The sequence below is a fragment of the Pectobacterium versatile genome, assembly GCF_020166435.1.
GTDB classification, from domain to species: domain Bacteria; phylum Pseudomonadota; class Gammaproteobacteria; order Enterobacterales; family Enterobacteriaceae; genus Pectobacterium; species Pectobacterium versatile.
The window spans coordinates 33,839-49,588 of record NZ_JAINZP010000022.1 but is presented as its reverse complement, the minus strand read 5'-3'; the positions used below and the strand labels follow the sequence as shown (position 1 = coordinate 49,588).

Here is a 15,750-nt window from a genome sequence, read left to right as displayed (position 1 = left end):
CGCTTACCGGTGATTATTTCGCGGCATCGGCAGCGGTTTTCACCCAGCCGTCAAACAGTTGCTGGTGGGCTTTGATCCAGCCATCAACATGACGTTCGATATCCTTCTGTGAACCTTGCCCTTCATGCATGCGCAGGTTCTGTGCATTCACATCTGCAATTGGCAACTTCATGATGGCGAACAGCTTCGCCGCTGCTGGGTTTTTCTCGGCCCACGCTTTATTCGCGGCAATCTTCATCGTGTTGACGGGGAAGCCATAGTCGGCACCGTTTGGCAGCTTGGTGCTGACATCTTTCATTTCTCCCGGTTGAGAAGAGAAAGGTACCTGCAACCAGACCACATCACGTCCCGGAACCAGCACGTCACTTACCCAGTACGGCGTCCAGGTGTAGTACAGAATCGGCTTGCCTTCTTTGTAGCGGGTGATGGTATCGGCGATCATCGCCGCATAGTTCCCCTGATTATGTTCTACCGTGTCGGTTAAGCCATAGGCAGGAAGGTGGTGGTTGATGGCGGCTTCACATCCCCAGCCCGGCGTACAGCCCGTCAGGTCGGCTTTACCGTTGCCGTTGGTATCAAACAGCTTGGCGATTTTCGGATCTTTTAGCTGCGCAATATTAGTGATTTTATATTTTTCAGCCGTTTTCTTGTCGATCAGGTAACCCTGAGCGGCACCGGAGACATATTCACCCTGACGGTAGAATTTCGCATCCCCGCCAGCGGCTTTGTACTGATCGGCGTGCAGCGGGTCCCAGTTAACCGCGATAAACGTTGCATCGCCGGAGGCGATCGAGGTGTAGGCCACGTTGTAGTCCACTTCACGGGGGGACTGCACGTCATAGCCCAGCTTTTCCAACGCGCGGCTGACCAGCAGCGTCTGGAACGTTTCCTCGGAGATGGTGCTTTGCACTGGAATAACGGAAATGCCTTTGCCGGGTTGTGCGGTATCGGCGGCGTAAACCTGTGTACTCAACAGGGCGGTGGTCAGGGCGGCGGCCCAAAGTTTGGTGTTACGCATCATGATTCCCTCTGTTTTTATACCCGTCATACTTCAAGTTGCATGTGCGTTGGCTGCGTTACTCGGCACACTTACGTGTACCTCGCCCCGTTGGGGCCGCTGCCAGCAGCGTTCAAATCTGCCTTTGGCAGAGTTGTCAGTCACCCGAATCACTTACCTATGTAAGCTCATCGGGACTCCTTCCCTTGCCGCCTGCCTGAAACTCGAATTATTTAGGGTATATTGTTGCGTCGCTAATAAAACGAATAGTGAATGTCGCCGCTTGTCTGACGTGTGCCAGACAAGCGGGACGAGCGTTATTGCTTGATGAAAGGACGGGTCAGCAGGCCAATCGGGCCGCTGGCGTACCAGCTTTTGTTGCCTTTGCTGCGGCGATCGCGTCCCAGAGACTGGGTAAGGCGGTCAAGAATAATGGCCAGAATGACGATCCCGACACCACCGACGGCAGCCAGACCCATATCCAGACGGCCAATGCCGCGCAGTACCATCTGACCCAGACCGCCTACGGCGATCATCGAGGCGATAACGACCATCGACAGCGCCAGCATCAGCGTCTGGTTAACGCCTGCCATGATGGTCGGCATGGCCAGCGGGAGCTGAACCTTAAACAGCATCTGGCGCGGGCTGGCACCGAATGACTCGGCGGCTTCAATCAGATCGGCTGGTACCTGACGAATACCCAGAATCGTTAAGCGAATAATCGGCGGCAGGGCAAAGATAATGGTCACCACCACACCCGGCACGTTACCGATACCGAACAGCATGACGATAGGCACCAAATAAACGAACGCGGGCGTCGTCTGCATGGCATCCAACAGCGGCCGGATGAACTTCGCAGCCCGTTCGCTACGTGCCAGCCAGATCCCGACGGGGAGCCCGATGAGCACGCAGAAGAACAGCGCAGTCAGTACCAGCGCTAACGTGATCATAGCCTGCGACCAGGCACCAATCGCGCCAATCACGATGAGAGACAACAGGGTAGCCACGCCCATGCCGAGGCTGGACATCTGCCAGGCAATCAGCGAAAACACCAGAATGGCGATCGGCGCTGGCATACCCAGCAGGAATTGTTGAAAGCCGCCCAGAATAAAGTCAACTGGGACGCGAACGCCCTGAAAGATCGGTCTGAAGTGCAGTACAACCCAGTCGATGCCGTGGGTCACCCAACTGTCCAGCGGGATCAACGTGTCTTTAAACGGATCGAGCAGGTTGAAATGCTCGGGCGTCGCCGGGGCAGCGCTGTTTAACCAGTCACTGCCGGATTGCGTAGCCTGATGCGCGGCATCGACAGAACCATCGGGTGCCGGAGCACTGCTCCATGCGTCGCCGCCGTTGGCGGGGGCATCCTGAGCAGGCGCGCCGGTGGACCAAGGATCGCTCTGTGCTTCACTCGCTGGTGCAGAATCGGCTGGAGCGTTTTGCGAGCTGGCCGCCCACGGATCGTTTTGCTGTGCGCCATTGGCCTGCTCAGGGGTTGTACCTTGATCGGCCGTCTGGTTTTGTGCAGTGGTCGCATCCCACGGATTCGATGTTGATTTACTCATTGGTCACTCCTTCCTTATCCAGTGCCTGTAGCAGCATTCCTTTGGAAATGATGCCTATGTACTCATTGTTCTCGCCAACGACAGGGACGGCACAGGGAGCCTGTGCGACCTGAGAAATCAGCTCGTTGAGTGACATATCTGCGGGCACGGGAACAGGTTCGGGCAGTAACGCCTGTTCCAGCGGCTGCTGTTCTTTCAGCGCCTGTTTCAGTGAATCAATAGACACGATGCCAATGAAACGTTTCCCACCTTCCAGCACGTAGCCGTAATCACGGTCTTCATCCTGAAGGATCTTCAGCGCGGAACGCGGCCCCACGCCGGGGGTTTTACGAATCAAGGTGACCGGGCGACGACGGGCGATATCTTTGGCGCTAAACACGTGGCTGATATCGACACCGCGGAAAAAGGTGCGCACATAGTCATTGGCGGGGTTATTCAGGATTTCATCGGGTGTACCGACCTGAATCACTTCACCGCCGTGCATGATGGCAATCCGGTCACCGATGCGCATCGCTTCATCCAGATCGTGCGAGATAAAGACGATAGTGCGTTGATGACGAGACTGGAGCTTGATCAACTCATCCTGCATTTCAGTACGGATCAGCGGATCAAGCGCGGAGAACGCCTCATCCATCAGCAGGATATCGGGGTCGTTTGCCAACGCACGCGCCAGACCGACACGCTGTCGCATCCCGCCGGACAGCTCATCCGGGTAAGACGCCGCGTAGGCGTCAAGCCCTACCTGTTGCAAGGCATCCAGCGCTTTTTGCTCACGTTCCGCTTTCGGTACGCCAGCCAGTTCCATACCAAACGCGGTATTGTTGAGGATGTTCAGATGCGGCATGAGCGCAAAGGATTGGAACACCATACTGATCTTCTTGCGGCGCACGTCGCGCAGCGCGGTATCGGATATCCTGGAGATATCCTCGCCATCGATCAGTACCTGACCCCGAGTGGGTTCTATCAGACGATTGAGAAGGCGTACCATGGTTGATTTGCCGGAACCGGATAATCCCATGATGACAAATATCTCGCCTTCTTCAATGGCCAGACTGGCATCTTTTACCCCGACAGTAAGCCCTGTTTTTTCAAATACCTGATCTTTGCTCAGGCCTTTATCAATCAGTTTAAATGCTCTGTCTGGGTGCTCGCCAAATATCTTATAAAGATTCTTTACTTCAAGTTTAATTGCCATGAAATTATTGTTTTCCTGTGTCGTTTATAATTCTATAACGTAACCCTGATAATGATTAAACATAATCTACCCTACCATACTCAGATTCTGAGACAACCCTTGATTGCCTCAAGGTGTTTCCTGTAAGGATAATATTCGCGATAACAGTAACGCTATTGTTACTGCCTTATCTTCATGATTTACGTGATTTTTATGATTTTTCATTGGAAGGGTAATTCTTTTTATAACAGTGTGTTACCTGTTGATTTCTACGTGTTGAATTCGCAGGCGATATAACCTTTTCTGATTGTGAATACATCACCATTTATAGTGAATTTCACTAATCGAATAATAGGGTAAATAAATCACGATTTTTGTCTTATAGACACCCGAATAGGCCGACGTAAGTACATTTTTTACTTATGATATCTGTCGGTATTTTATACAGTATAGCAAAGATATAATGGGCAAAATGATTGCGTTAATTCTTACCAATAAATGAGAGTGTTCTGAATAATATATTTGTCATTTTTGCAGAGTAATAAAAGTGAGGGGCTGTACCAATGTGGTGAGAGGCTTCGTACACGATCGTGCATTTCTATTTTGCCGATCGCGATCGCATTATCCTGATAAAATATAGGGCTATATATGGTCAAACATCATCCATAGTGACGTTCGAAAGAGGCCATCGTGTTAGATCACCTGAGCATCCCAGTACGGGATATTGCCCGTAGCCGACAATTCTATGAAGCGGCACTCAAGCCGTTGGGTTACAGCCTGATTAAGGACATGTCATTTGCCGTCAGTTTTGCTGTGCCGGAAGGCTATGGGCAGTCAAGCGATCCCGGTGGTGAATTCTGGATTTATCAGTCAAAGGGCGAGCCCTGCTCGGCTGTGCATTTTGCCTTCAGCACCGCCTCGCGAGAGCGTGTTGATGCTTTTTTTTCTGCTGCTATTGCAGCGGGGGGCGAAGATAATGGTGCTCCGGGGCTGCGCCCGAATTACCATCAGGATTATTACGCTGCATTTGTGCACGACCCCGATGGGTACAACATTGAAGCGGTGTATCACCGCCAGCTTTAACGTTCGGAGCGGTTAGATGGAGTAATCGGGGGAAAAATTCCCCGTTGTCATTCACTCATCAGGCTGACGTGGGCGGCGACAATGCGCCAGCCTTCTGGCATTCTTACCCAGGTTTGCATTTGGCGGCCGATCTTCGCGCTGCCTGTGCGGGTAAATTCCGTGCTGGCGACGGCCATATCATGACCATAAGCGGTGATCACGGTATTACGCAGCGTTCTGTCCAGACCGGCAGAAGGGCGAGCGAGGCGAAAGGCTCGGATTTCCTCTATCCCGTACAGATTTTCTCCCGCACCGTAGCGCACTGTTTTTTCATCGTGCCAGAACAGTTCATCCAGCACCGCAATGTCATTACCCGTTAAGGCTTTCTCATAGCGATAGAACGCGTCAGTCACGTCTGCCAGTACATCCGGCTGATTGATATCGTCAGGCAACATATTTTCTTTCCTCATAAAATAACTACCCTAAATAATTCGAGTTTCAGGCAGGCGGCAAGGGAAGGCATCCCGATGAGCTTACACTGGTAAGTGATTCGGGTAACTGAGCGCAGCCAACGCACATGCAACTTGAAGTATGACGGGTATAAGTGATGCCCTGCTGCTCCAGCGCCCATGCCGTCCGCAGGCAAAGATCCTCGCGCCACGGTGCGGCAATAATCTGCACACCTATCGGCAGGCCGCTCGCGGTCGCCATCGGTACCGTCACGACGGGTAGCCCGACAAAAGAGATCGGCTGCGTTAGCATGCCCATACTGGCGCGGACGGGCAGGTCGGTATCATTAATGCGCATAGTTTCCTGCCCGATAAGCGTGGCGGAGCAGGGCGTTGCCGGGGCGATCAGCAGGTCGGTGTGCTCAAATAGCGCCAGCGTCTGTTGACGAAAATAATTACGGAAGCGCTGAGCCTGCACATACCAAGCGGCGGGGATCATGGTGCCAGCCAGCAGGCGCTCGCGTGACAGGGGCTCGAAGCGCTCAGGCTGCGAACGTAAGGCTGGCAAATACTGGTTGCCCCCTTCGCTGGCCGACAGAATAAAGGCGGCGCTACGTGCCAGTGCGGCATCGGTTAGCGTCAGGCTGTCCTGCGCGCCCAGCGCCTGTGCGACTTGGCGGACGGCGGTGTTGGCTTCCTCGCTGGCCCAGGAGGAGAAATAGCCATCGAGCACTGCGTAGCGTAATCCGTCGCTGCCCGCTTCCAACTGTGCAGCGGTATGCTGCGTTTCCCGTTTGGCCTGAAAACGATCGTGTTCATCACGACCTTGTAAGGCGTCGAACACCAGTGCCAGATCGTCTGCGCTACGCGCCAGCGGACCGATATGGTCGAGGCTGGCGACAAACGGGTGGCTGCCGTGGCGTGATAAACGGCCAAACGTCGGCTTTAGCCCGAAAATGCCGCATAGCGACGACGGCACGCGGATCGAGCCATTGGTGTCGCTACCCAGCGTGAAGTTAACTAAGCCTGCTGCGACGGCGGCGGCCGATCCGCCAGACGATCCACCCGCGATGCGCTGTGTATCGAGCGGGTTGCGCGTGGGGCCGTAATGGCTGTTTTCGGTGGTAAAGCCGTAAGCATAGGCATCCATATTCAACATGCCGGACAGCAGTGCGCCCTGACTGGCAAGCTGACGGATGGCAAAGGCGTCCTGTGCCGCGGGTGGTCGCTGGCTGAAAAGTTCGGCACCTGCCAACGTGGTTTCTCCGCTGACGTCAAACAGGTTCTTGACGGCGTAAGGCACGCCGGCCAGCGTGGGCAAGGCTTCCCCGCGTTGACGGCTTGAGTCGATGCGCTCTGCTTCTGCCAACATGCGAGTACCGGTAACGTGGGTATAGGCATTAATCGTGGGGTTGGTCTGCTCAATGGCGCCCAATGCCTGCTGTGCAAGCTCCTTGGCGGAGAACGTGCCAGCCTGCAAACCTTGCTGAATCTGCCGGATAGATAACGCTGAAGGTCTATTCATAGCAGGTAGACTCATAGCGTATAAGCTCCTAGCGTATAAACCCCAGCAATTTCCTGATGCTCATCAAGAGGGAATTCCATTAACGGCTGCGCCATGGCGTGAATGCGGCTGAACTGAACTAACAGCTCCTGACGCCGCTCCTGACTCAGTTGCAGCGCTAGCAGCGTTTCCATGTGTTGAAGATAAGCGGCCAACGTGTCGCTATCGATTGAGTGGGTCGTCATACATATTCTCCCGGTTGATTCATGATTAGAAGCCAGCCGCGCTGCCGTTGCTGCGCGGATCGAAGGCACCTTCCAGCATGCCGTTGGTGTGGCGTACGATGGCACCGGCGTGGCCGACCGTTTCGCTAAAGCTGCTCAACAGCTCGATGTCGTGACCTAGCTGACGTAGGGCATCCACGGTCGCGGGTTTAAAGCGATCTTCGATTTTCAGCGTATCGGAAGCTTGTCCCCAGGTACGGCCCAGCAGCCAGCGAGGGGCGGTAATCGCCTGTTGTAGCGGCAGCCCTTGCTGGACGTGACGGATAAAGATGGCCGCCTGCGTCTGAGGTTGTCCGTCTCCGCCCATCGAGCCGTAGACCATGGTTCGACCGTCGGACAGGCGTGCAGCGGCAGGATTTAAGGTATGAAACGGCTGTTTACCGGGCTCTAACGCCAGTAAGTGTGCCGGATCGAGGCTAAACGAGGCACCACGGTTCTGCCAAAGCACGCCCGTTCCCGGCAAGACCACGCCGCTGCCAAATTCATGGTAAATGCTTTGAATGAAAGACACACACAGGCCGCTGCTGTCGCAGACGCCCATCCAGACGGTGTCGCCGGGGCCTTTGCCTTCTCCCCACGGCGCGGCTTTGCGGGTATCGACCTGCCGAGCCAGCACGCCGAGCGCATCGTTTTCCAGCAACGCCTGCACGTCCTGCGTCATTTGCTTAGGATCGGTAATGAAGCGGTCACGCAGGCCAAACGCCAGTTTGGTCGATTCGACAATGCGATGGATTGTCTGGCTATCGTTCAGATCTTCCATGTCTAAATGATCGGTCAGGCCGAGAATGGCGAGCGACACCAGTCCCTGCGTCGGCGGCGCGAGGTTATAGATATCGCCTTTACTGTGCTTCAGCACCAGCGGCGTGGTTCGTTTGGCGCGGTAATTTGCCAGATCGTCCGCCGTCAGCGGCATACCGAGCTGCGCCATCTGTGCCGACAGCCGGGCGGCGACGGATCCGCGATAAAAGCTATCCAGCCCTTCAAGGCTCAGCGTTGTCAGGGTATCGGCTAAATCCGGCTGCGTGAAACGGCTGCCCGCGCGCGGGATATTCCCCTGCGGCATAAACAGCTGGCTAAAGGCTGGAAAATCGCTCAGCTCGTGGTAGCGCTGGGTGAGCGCATCCTCCTGAGACTGCGTGACGGGAATGCCGTCGGCCGCATAGCGAATCGCGTCAGATAGCAGACGAGCCAGCGGCATCGGTGTGCCGTCTATTTCTTGTGAATAGGCCAGTTCTTGTGAATAGGTCAGCGCCTCCTGCCAGCCGCCGACGGTGCCCGCGACCGTCAGCGCCGCTTTGGGGCCTCGGTGTGGAATGCGACTTTCACCTTGATACCACTCACGGCAGGCCAGCGACCCCGCTGCCCCGCTGGCATCAATAGCAACGGGGTCGCCGTGTGGGGGCAGAATCAGCCAGAAGCCGTCGCCGCCGATCCCGTTCATATGTGGGTACACCACGGCAATCGTTGCCGCCGCCGCGACCATGGCTTCAATGGCGTTTCCACCTTCACGCAGAACGGCCAACGCGCTGGCACTGGCTAAATGATGAGGTGCTACCGCCATACCCAGCGGGGCGGTGTTGCTTTGCATCATCTCAGGATTCCTTGTTTAAATATTATGTAGGGTAAGAGTTATTAACCTTAGCTATAAGCAAATGGCGTTCCAGTTTTTCGGTGCGGTAGAAAGTCCGTATTCGGTGCTGGAGGAGGTATCTATATCATCCTGACAATCCTATGCTATGTTCTGCGACATGAAACAAACGTTACAGCAAGCGCAACGGATGAGAGACGATGATGCAAATAGATGAACGATTACGGGATCGCTACAGCGAGCTTTCACCGCAGGAACAGCGCGTCGCGGATTTCATCTTCGATCACTTTGACGATTTAATCAGCTACAACAGCGCCGAGCTGGCGCGGCTGAGCGGTGTTTCCAAAGCGACCGTCAGTCGGTTGTTCAAACGGCTGGGCTACCCCAGCTACCGTGACATGCGCGATGAGCTCAGAACGCTGCGCCAAAGCGGGATACCGCTGGCGGATAACCGAGATGCCGTGCAGGGGAATACGCTGCTGGCGCGGCATTACAAGCAGGAAATGGCGAATCTGACGCAGTGGATAAACCAGATTGACCCCGTGCAGTTTGGCGCGGTGATTCAGGCGCTGATGCAGGCGCAGCGCCTGTGTTTGATTGGGCTGCGCAATAGCTATCCGGTGGCGCTGCACCTGCGCCAACAGCTGCTCCAGATCCGCCAACAGGTCACGCTGCTGACGCAGCCGGGGCAGACGTTATCCGAAGAGCTGGTGGATCTCACTGCGCAGGATGTCGTGATAGTGGTGGCGTTTCGCCGTCGTCCGCGTCTGATTCAGCCACTGTTGGCACAGTTGCAAAAGCGCGGCGTACCCGTGCTGCTGCTGTGCGAACCACAGGCCAGTACGCTAATGTCGCTGGCAACCTGGTCGCTGTGCGTCCCGCTGGACAGCGTCTCGGCGTTTGACAGTTATTCCTCCGCGATGAGTTTGGTGAATGTGATCAGTAACGCGCTATTACATGAAATGCTGCGTGACGGACGCCAGCGCATCCACCAGATCGTGGATCTTTATGGTGAATTGGATGAGCTAGAGCAACGCTAATGGGGCGTTGGGATGGTGCTATTGCACTAATGTAGTGCGGTATGGTTGATGTTTGGTGCTATTCTGATGCCCTTATGTGTCATGCCGTCATGTGGATCTGTCATATAGTCATGCAGATCGTTTCGGGCGTGATAGCACCGGATTATTTTTGTGACGCAGCGCTGTGGATTGTTTCTCGTTGTTATCTGTTCATAGGCGTAAAAAATTATGATGAGAAATGCGGGTCATCCCGAATGAGCAGCATGGACGCTGCGAAAGCCTGTGCCGCGTCGGGAGCGCGTCACAGGCGGTTCGACAGGATGACACGCGTTTCGAATGTACCGCGTAGCGGCATAATTCACGCCGAAAGCCAGGGTTCGTAGGGCTGCGGCGACTGAGCAGCCCTACGTCGGGCGTGGTGCATGAGTTGCATAAATTATCTCTCTGTAATCACGCCCGAAACATTCCACCGATACTCCATATCCATATTCCAGCACGATTCTCTGACCTTCTACGCTGTTCCTCATTGCCAAGAGTACTCATGCGATCTGGCATGCTCCTTGCTTAATATCTGCAACGATGGTTTCAATTTTTGTTTTTAAAGAATCTTTCGTTTCAATTATACTAACCGGGGGCAGAGACGATGTTGATCAATAAACTGGGCATCAAAAAAGGGTTACTGGCGGTGATGGGCGCGGCAATGTTACTGGTTCAGGCCGGTAGCGCGATGGCCGATCAGTTGCAGGATATCGAGAAGCGCGGCGTGCTGCGTGTCGCTGTCCCGCAGGATTTCCCGCCGTTTGGATCGGTGGGGACGGATCTGCAACCGCAGGGGTATGACATCGATATCGCCCACTACCTGGCGAAAGAGATGAAACTAAAGTTGCAGTTGGTTCCGGTAACCAGTGCTAACCGCGTACCGTATCTGCAAACCAACAAAGTTGACCTGGTGATCTCCAGTCTGGGCAAAAACGCCGAGCGTGAAAAAGTGATCGATTTCAGCCGCGCCTATGCACCATTTTTCCTTGGCGTATTTGGGCCGAAAGACAGCACGCTGACATCGTCAGACGCGCTGGAAGGCAAGAGTATTGGCGTCACGCGCGGTGCAGTAGAAGACATGGTGCTGACGGATATCGCGCCGAAGGCCGCACAGATTAAGCGCTACGAAGATAACAACACCACGCTGTCGGCGTACCTATCCGGGCAGGTGGAATATGTTGCAACGGGTAACCTGGTTGTAGCCGCTATCGCCGAGCAGAATCCTACGAAAGCACCAGTAGCGAAGTTTATGCTGAAAGATTCGCCGTGCTACATCGGGCTGAAGAAAGATGAACCCGCACTGAAAGCGAAAGTCGATGCGTTGATTGAGCAAGCACTGAAAGACAACACGCTCAATACCCTGTCGGAAAAATGGCTGAAAGCGCCGCTGCCAGCCAGCATCAAGGCTTAACGGGAGCACGCCATGACCTATCAGCTTAATTTTTCCGCGCTGTTTCCGTTCTGGCCTGAGTTGCTGGAGGGGTTGTGGGTCACCATTGAGCTGACGGTCATGGCAACCCTCGGCGGCATTGCCATCGGCATCTTCGGTGCGGCTTTGCGCAGCGGCAAGCCTACCCTGCTGAGTCGGCTATGGGGAGTCTACGTCGAGCTGATCCGCAATACGCCGTTTGTGGTTCAGCTGTTCTTCATCGTTTTCGGCTTGCCGAGTCTGGGCTTGAAGCTCACCGCCGGACAGGCCGCGCTGTTGGCGATGCTGATTAATCTGGGAGCATACAGCACCGAGATTATCCGCGCGGGGATTCAGGTAACGCCGAAAGGCCAGTGGGAAGCCGCCCGCGTGTTGGGGTTGACGCGGATGCAGACCTTCCTGCGTGTGATTCTGCCGCCTGCGCTCCAGCGGATTTATCCGGCGCTGGTCAGCCAATGCATCATCGTCATGCTGGGATCGTCGGTGGTGTCGCAGGTGTCTTACGAAGAACTGACTTTTGCTGCCAACCTGATTCAATCCCGTACGTTTTTGAGCTTTGAAGTGTATCTGGCAACCACACTGTGTTACCTGATGCTGTCTGTTCTGATGCGACAACTCTTACTGCTGGCGGGTCGGCGCTTTCTGGGGAATCAGTCATGATGACATTTACCGACTGGGATATTGTTCGCAACCTGCTGCTGGCGGCACGTTGGACGCTACTGCTGTCGCTGACGGCTTTCATCGGCGGCGCGATAGTGACCTTTCCGCTGATGCTGCTGCGGTTGACTAAACGCAAATGGCCGACGCGCCTTGTCCACCTGTACTCCGAGCTGTTTCAGGGGACACCGCTGCTGATGCAGCTATTTCTCGCCTTTTTCGGACTGGCGCTGTTCGGCATTGATGTGAGCCCGTGGACGGCGGCAGCCCTAGCGCTGACGCTCTTTACCAGCGCCTTTTTGGTGGATATCTGGTGTGGCAGCGTGGAAGCTTTGCCGAAAGGGCAGTGGGAAGCGTCGCGCTGTCTCGGACTGGATTTCGGCCAGACGCTCTATCGGGTGATTGCGCCGCAGGCGATGCGTATCGCCATCGCACCTACCGTTGGGTTTTCCGTGCAGGTGATTAAAGGCACCGCGCTGGCGTCGATCATCGGATTCATCGAACTGACGAAGGCGGGAACCATGTTGAATAACGTGACCTATCAGCCGTTTAAAGTGTTCGGATTGGTGGCGCTGGGCTATTTCTTGATGTGCTATCCGCTCTCTTACTACAGCCGCTATCTGGAGAAGAAATTCAATGCCGCTCATCACCATTAATCAGGTTCAAAAATATTACGGCCAGAACCATGTCCTGAAAGGCGTGGATTTGGATATCGAAATGGGCGAAGTCATTTCGATCATCGGGCGCAGCGGCTCCGGTAAGAGCACGTTATTGCGTTGCATGAACGGTCTGGAAGGCTATCAGGACGGCAGCATCAAGCTGGGCGGGATGACCGTTACCGACAGGGATTCGCAGGCGCGGGAAATCAGCCGCTCGGTCGGAATGGTGTTCCAGAACTTCAATCTGTTCCCGCATATGACGGCGCTGGAAAACGTGATGCTGGCACCGCGCCGCGTGCTGGGAAAAAGCGCGGCGGAATGCCATGAACTGGGTGAACAGATGCTCAATAAGGTCGGGCTGGGCGAGCGTCTTCACTACTATCCTGGCAATCTGTCGGGTGGTCAGCAGCAGCGTGTCGCGATTGCCCGCGCATTGGCGATGAGCCCAAAAGTCCTGCTGTGCGACGAGATTACCTCGGCACTCGATCCTGAATTAGTCGGTGAAGTGCTGAAGGTACTGGAACAGCTGGCCGCCGAAGGCATGACGCTGATTCTGGTGACGCATGAAATGAATTTTGCCCGTGAAGTGGGCGACCGCGTGGTGTTTATGCATCAGGGCACCGTCTGGGAGCAGGGCGACAGCAAAACGCTGTTTGCTAACCCGCAGACCCGCGAACTGAAACAGTTTATCGCCTCCGTCCGGGGACTATCGGAAGCGTAAGGCTTCTCTCTTTTGAGCTAATCACGCACGGAAACGCGCATAAAATCATTCGATTAGCAGACCAGTAACGTAAAGAATCTGGAGCACATAACCATGAACAGCGAACTGTACGCGCAAATTAATCCCCCTCATCGCCTGCTGATGGGGCCGGGGCCGATCAATGCCGATCCGCGCGTATTACGGGCAATGGCCAGCCAGCTGGTGGGGCAGTATGACCCCGCGATGACGAACTACATGAATCAGGTCATGGAGCTCTATCGTCAACTTTTCCGCACGGAAAACCGCTGGACGATGCTGGTAGACGGCACCTCGCGAGCGGGGATCGAAGCGATTCTGCTGTCGGCGATCCGCCCCGGTGACAAGGTGCTGGTGCCGGTGTTTGGCCGTTTTGGTCATCTGCTGTGCGAGATTGCCCGCCGCTGCCGTGCTGATGTTCATACCATCGAAGTGCCGTGGGGTGAGGTGTTCTCGCCAGACCAGATCGAAGATGCGATCAAAGCGGTACGCCCGCGTTTACTGCTGACGGTGCAGGGAGATACATCGACCACCATGCTGCAACCGCTGGAGGAGCTGGGCGAGATTTGCCGCCGTCACGGCGTATTGTTCTATACCGATGCTACCGCCTCTTTTGGCGGTAACCCGCTGGAAACGGATAAATGGGGACTGGATGCGGTTTCCGCAGGGTTGCAGAAATGCCTCGGCGGGCCGTCCGGCAGTTCACCGATCACGCTCAGCCCGCAGATGGAAGCGGTGATCCGCCGGCGTAAATGCGTCGAACAGGGGATCCGAACGGACGCGCATCAGGACGGCGACGACGAGATGATCTATTCCAACTATTTCGATCTGGGCATGGTGATGGATTACTGGGGGCCGGAGCGCCTGAACCACCATACCGAGGCGACGAGCATGCTGTTCGCCGCACGCGAATGTGCCCGAACGATCCTCGAAGAAGGGCTGGATCGCAGTATTGCTCGCCATGCGCTGCACGGTAGTGCACTGGTGGCGGGGATTCAGGGAATGGGGCTGGACACCTTTGGTTCGCTGACCCACAAAATGAATAACGTGCTGGGCGTGGTGATTCCTGACGGCGTTCACGGCGAGCAGGTGCGTAAGCTGCTGCTGGAAGATTTCGCCATTGAGATCGGCACCTCGTTTGGCCCGCTTCAGGGCAAGATCTGGCGCATTGGCACGATGGGCTACAACGCGCGTAAAGACTGCGTGATGCAAACGCTGACGGCGCTGGAGGCGGTGCTGAATCGACTTGGCTTCCGTACCGTGCAGGGTGAAGCCTTGCAGGCCGCCTGGAATTGCTACGCGGCGGATGAGGGACGTGCATGAGTGAAATGTTGATGTTGCCCGCTGCCGCACAGGCCGCCGCTGAGCAGATTATGTCGCGCTGCGATGCGCTGGCTGAAATTAGCGAAACGCCCGGCCAGTTGACCCGCGTTTATCTGTCGCTGGAACACCTGCGTGCCAATGCGCAGGTGGGGGAATGGATGCGCGAAGCGGGCATGAATGTCTGGCAGGATAGCGTTGGCAACATTTGTGGTCGCTATGAAGGATTAACACCGGATGCGCCAGCGCTGCTGCTCGGTTCGCATCTGGATACGGTGCGCAATGCCGGACGGTATGACGGCATGCTGGGCGTATTGACGGCGATTGAAGTCGTGCGTGCCTTCCATCAGCAGGGAACGCGTTTGCCCGTGGCGCTGGAAATCATCGGCTTCGGCGATGAGGAAGGTACGCGTTTTGGCATTACGCTGCTGGGCAGCCGAGGGCTAACGGGTACCTGGCCGGAGAACTGGCTGGATTGTCATGATGCAGAAGGCACCAGCGTGGCGCAGGCGTTGACCATTGCGGGGCTGGATCCGCTTGAGGTGGCGCTGGCGGCGCGTCCGGTCAGCGACATCGTCGCCTATCTGGAATTGCACATCGAACAAGGGCCGTGTCTGGAACAGCAGGATCTGGCGTTGGGCGTGGTCACCGCGATTAACGGGGCGCGGCGGCTCAACTGCACGTTCCTCGGTCTGGCAGGGCATGCGGGCACGGTACCGATGACGCAGCGGCAGGATGCGCTGGCGGCGGCGGCTGACTGGATGGCGCAGGCAGAACGGGTAACGCGAGAAAGCGATCCTCATCTGGTCGCTACGTTTGGTACGTTGCAGTGTTTACCGGGCGCGGCGAACGTCATCCCCGGCGAGGTGAAGATGACGCTGGATATTCGCGGGCCGGAGGATGCGCCGCTGGATGCGTTGCTGGAAAGACTCCTGACACTGGGACAGGCTATCGCGCACCAGCGCGGCTGCCAGTTCAGCGCCGAAGAGTATTATCGTATTGCGGCAACTCGCTGCGATCCCGCGTTGCAGTCGGTATTAAATGAGGCGGTGACGCAGGTTCAGGGGAAAACGCTGATGCTACCAAGCGGTGCGGGACACGACGCCATCGCCATCGCCGAACGCTGGCCAGTAGCGATGTTGTTTGTCCGCTGCCGCGGCGGCATCAGCCACCATCCTGACGAATCTGTTACCACGGCAGATGTGGCGCTGGCGCTACAGGCGTTCTATCAGGCGGTGTTCTACCACGCCTCTGCACAGTAACGACAG

The 15,750-nt window shown here is 55.9% G+C and carries 15 protein-coding genes; 8 read left to right on the top strand and 7 right to left on the bottom strand.

The features are described 5' to 3' along the window. Positions 1-13: 13 nt before the first annotated feature. The 3 genes from proX to proV form a co-directional block, all read right to left on the bottom strand. On the bottom strand, positions 14-1,018 hold the full coding sequence (proX, locus tag K7X24_RS18440; RefSeq protein ID WP_103972247.1) for a glycine betaine/L-proline ABC transporter substrate-binding protein ProX: 1,005 nt from the start codon (positions 1,016-1,018) through the stop codon (positions 14-16). 296 nt (positions 1,019-1,314) lie between these two features. Beyond that, positions 1,315-2,562 carry a glycine betaine/L-proline ABC transporter permease ProW gene (gene proW, locus K7X24_RS18435; RefSeq protein ID WP_224556925.1) on the bottom strand — a complete coding sequence of 416 codons (1,248 nt, stop codon included), beginning with the start codon at positions 2,560-2,562 and terminating at the stop codon, positions 1,315-1,317. Next, on the bottom strand, positions 2,555-3,757 hold the full coding sequence (gene proV, locus K7X24_RS18430) for a glycine betaine/L-proline ABC transporter ATP-binding protein ProV (RefSeq protein ID WP_224556922.1): 1,203 nt from the start codon (positions 3,755-3,757) through the stop codon (positions 2,555-2,557). Before proV ends, proW begins: the two co-directional genes overlap by 8 nt. Before the next feature lie 669 nt (positions 3,758-4,426). Here proV and K7X24_RS18425 point away from each other — a divergent pair. Further along, entirely contained in the window at positions 4,427-4,819 is a 393-nt protein-coding gene (locus tag K7X24_RS18425) for a VOC family protein (protein ID WP_224556919.1), read from the top strand. 47 nt (positions 4,820-4,866) lie between these two features. Here K7X24_RS18425 and hpxZ read toward each other — a convergent pair whose 3' ends face one another. The 4 genes from hpxZ to K7X24_RS18405 are packed head-to-tail and all read right to left on the bottom strand — an operon-like array spanning position 4,867 to position 8,626. Then, positions 4,867-5,253, bottom strand: a complete 387-nt coding sequence (gene hpxZ, locus K7X24_RS18420) for an oxalurate catabolism protein HpxZ (RefSeq protein ID WP_224556964.1) — start codon at positions 5,251-5,253, stop codon at positions 4,867-4,869. Between the two features lie 43 nt (positions 5,254-5,296). Then, complete coding sequence (locus K7X24_RS18415) at positions 5,297-6,772, bottom strand: AtzE family amidohydrolase (protein WP_224556917.1); 1,476 nt, start codon at positions 6,770-6,772, stop codon at positions 5,297-5,299. An 11-nt stretch (positions 6,773-6,783) separates the two neighbouring features. Next, entirely contained in the window at positions 6,784-6,996 is a 213-nt protein-coding gene (gene hpxX, locus K7X24_RS18410) for an oxalurate catabolism protein HpxX (RefSeq protein WP_102119131.1), read from the bottom strand. 25 nt (positions 6,997-7,021) lie between these two features. Then, a complete protein-coding gene (locus tag K7X24_RS18405) occupies positions 7,022-8,626 on the bottom strand; it encodes a gamma-glutamyltransferase family protein (RefSeq protein WP_224556914.1) in 1,605 nt (534 codons plus the stop codon). A 197-nt stretch (positions 8,627-8,823) separates the two neighbouring features. Here K7X24_RS18405 and K7X24_RS18400 point away from each other — a divergent pair, with 197 nt between their 5' ends. The 7 genes from K7X24_RS18400 (at position 8,824) to hpxK (ending at position 15,744) form a co-directional block, all read left to right on the top strand. Then, positions 8,824-9,663: a MurR/RpiR family transcriptional regulator gene (locus tag K7X24_RS18400; RefSeq protein ID WP_224556910.1), complete on the top strand. Its 840-nt coding sequence runs from the start codon at positions 8,824-8,826 to the stop codon at positions 9,661-9,663. Between the two features lie 622 nt (positions 9,664-10,285). Continuing rightward, on the top strand, positions 10,286-11,092 hold the full coding sequence (locus K7X24_RS18395; RefSeq protein WP_044209159.1) for a transporter substrate-binding domain-containing protein: 807 nt from the start codon (positions 10,286-10,288) through the stop codon (positions 11,090-11,092). Between the two features lie 12 nt (positions 11,093-11,104). Beyond that, entirely contained in the window at positions 11,105-11,770 is a 666-nt protein-coding gene (locus tag K7X24_RS18390) for an amino acid ABC transporter permease (protein ID WP_010306971.1), read from the top strand. Continuing rightward, on the top strand, positions 11,770-12,423 hold the full coding sequence (locus K7X24_RS18385; protein WP_029368898.1) for an amino acid ABC transporter permease: 654 nt from the start codon (positions 11,770-11,772) through the stop codon (positions 12,421-12,423). The genes K7X24_RS18390 and K7X24_RS18385 overlap by 1 nt, the downstream gene beginning before the upstream one ends. Next, positions 12,404-13,147 (top strand): amino acid ABC transporter ATP-binding protein, encoded by a 744-nt coding sequence (locus K7X24_RS18380; RefSeq protein WP_103862946.1) that lies wholly within the window; start codon positions 12,404-12,406, stop codon positions 13,145-13,147. Before K7X24_RS18385 ends, K7X24_RS18380 begins: the two co-directional genes overlap by 20 nt. Before the next feature lie 93 nt (positions 13,148-13,240). After that, positions 13,241-14,485 carry a pyridoxal-phosphate-dependent aminotransferase family protein gene (locus K7X24_RS18375; RefSeq protein ID WP_107333369.1) on the top strand — a complete coding sequence of 415 codons (1,245 nt, stop codon included), beginning with the start codon at positions 13,241-13,243 and terminating at the stop codon, positions 14,483-14,485. Continuing rightward, the gene (gene hpxK, locus K7X24_RS18370; protein ID WP_224556907.1) at positions 14,482-15,744 is read left to right on the top strand and encodes an allantoate amidohydrolase; all 1,263 of its coding nucleotides are present in this window, start codon (positions 14,482-14,484) and stop codon (positions 15,742-15,744) included. Before K7X24_RS18375 ends, hpxK begins: the two co-directional genes overlap by 4 nt. Positions 15,745-15,750: the final 6 nt, after the last annotated feature.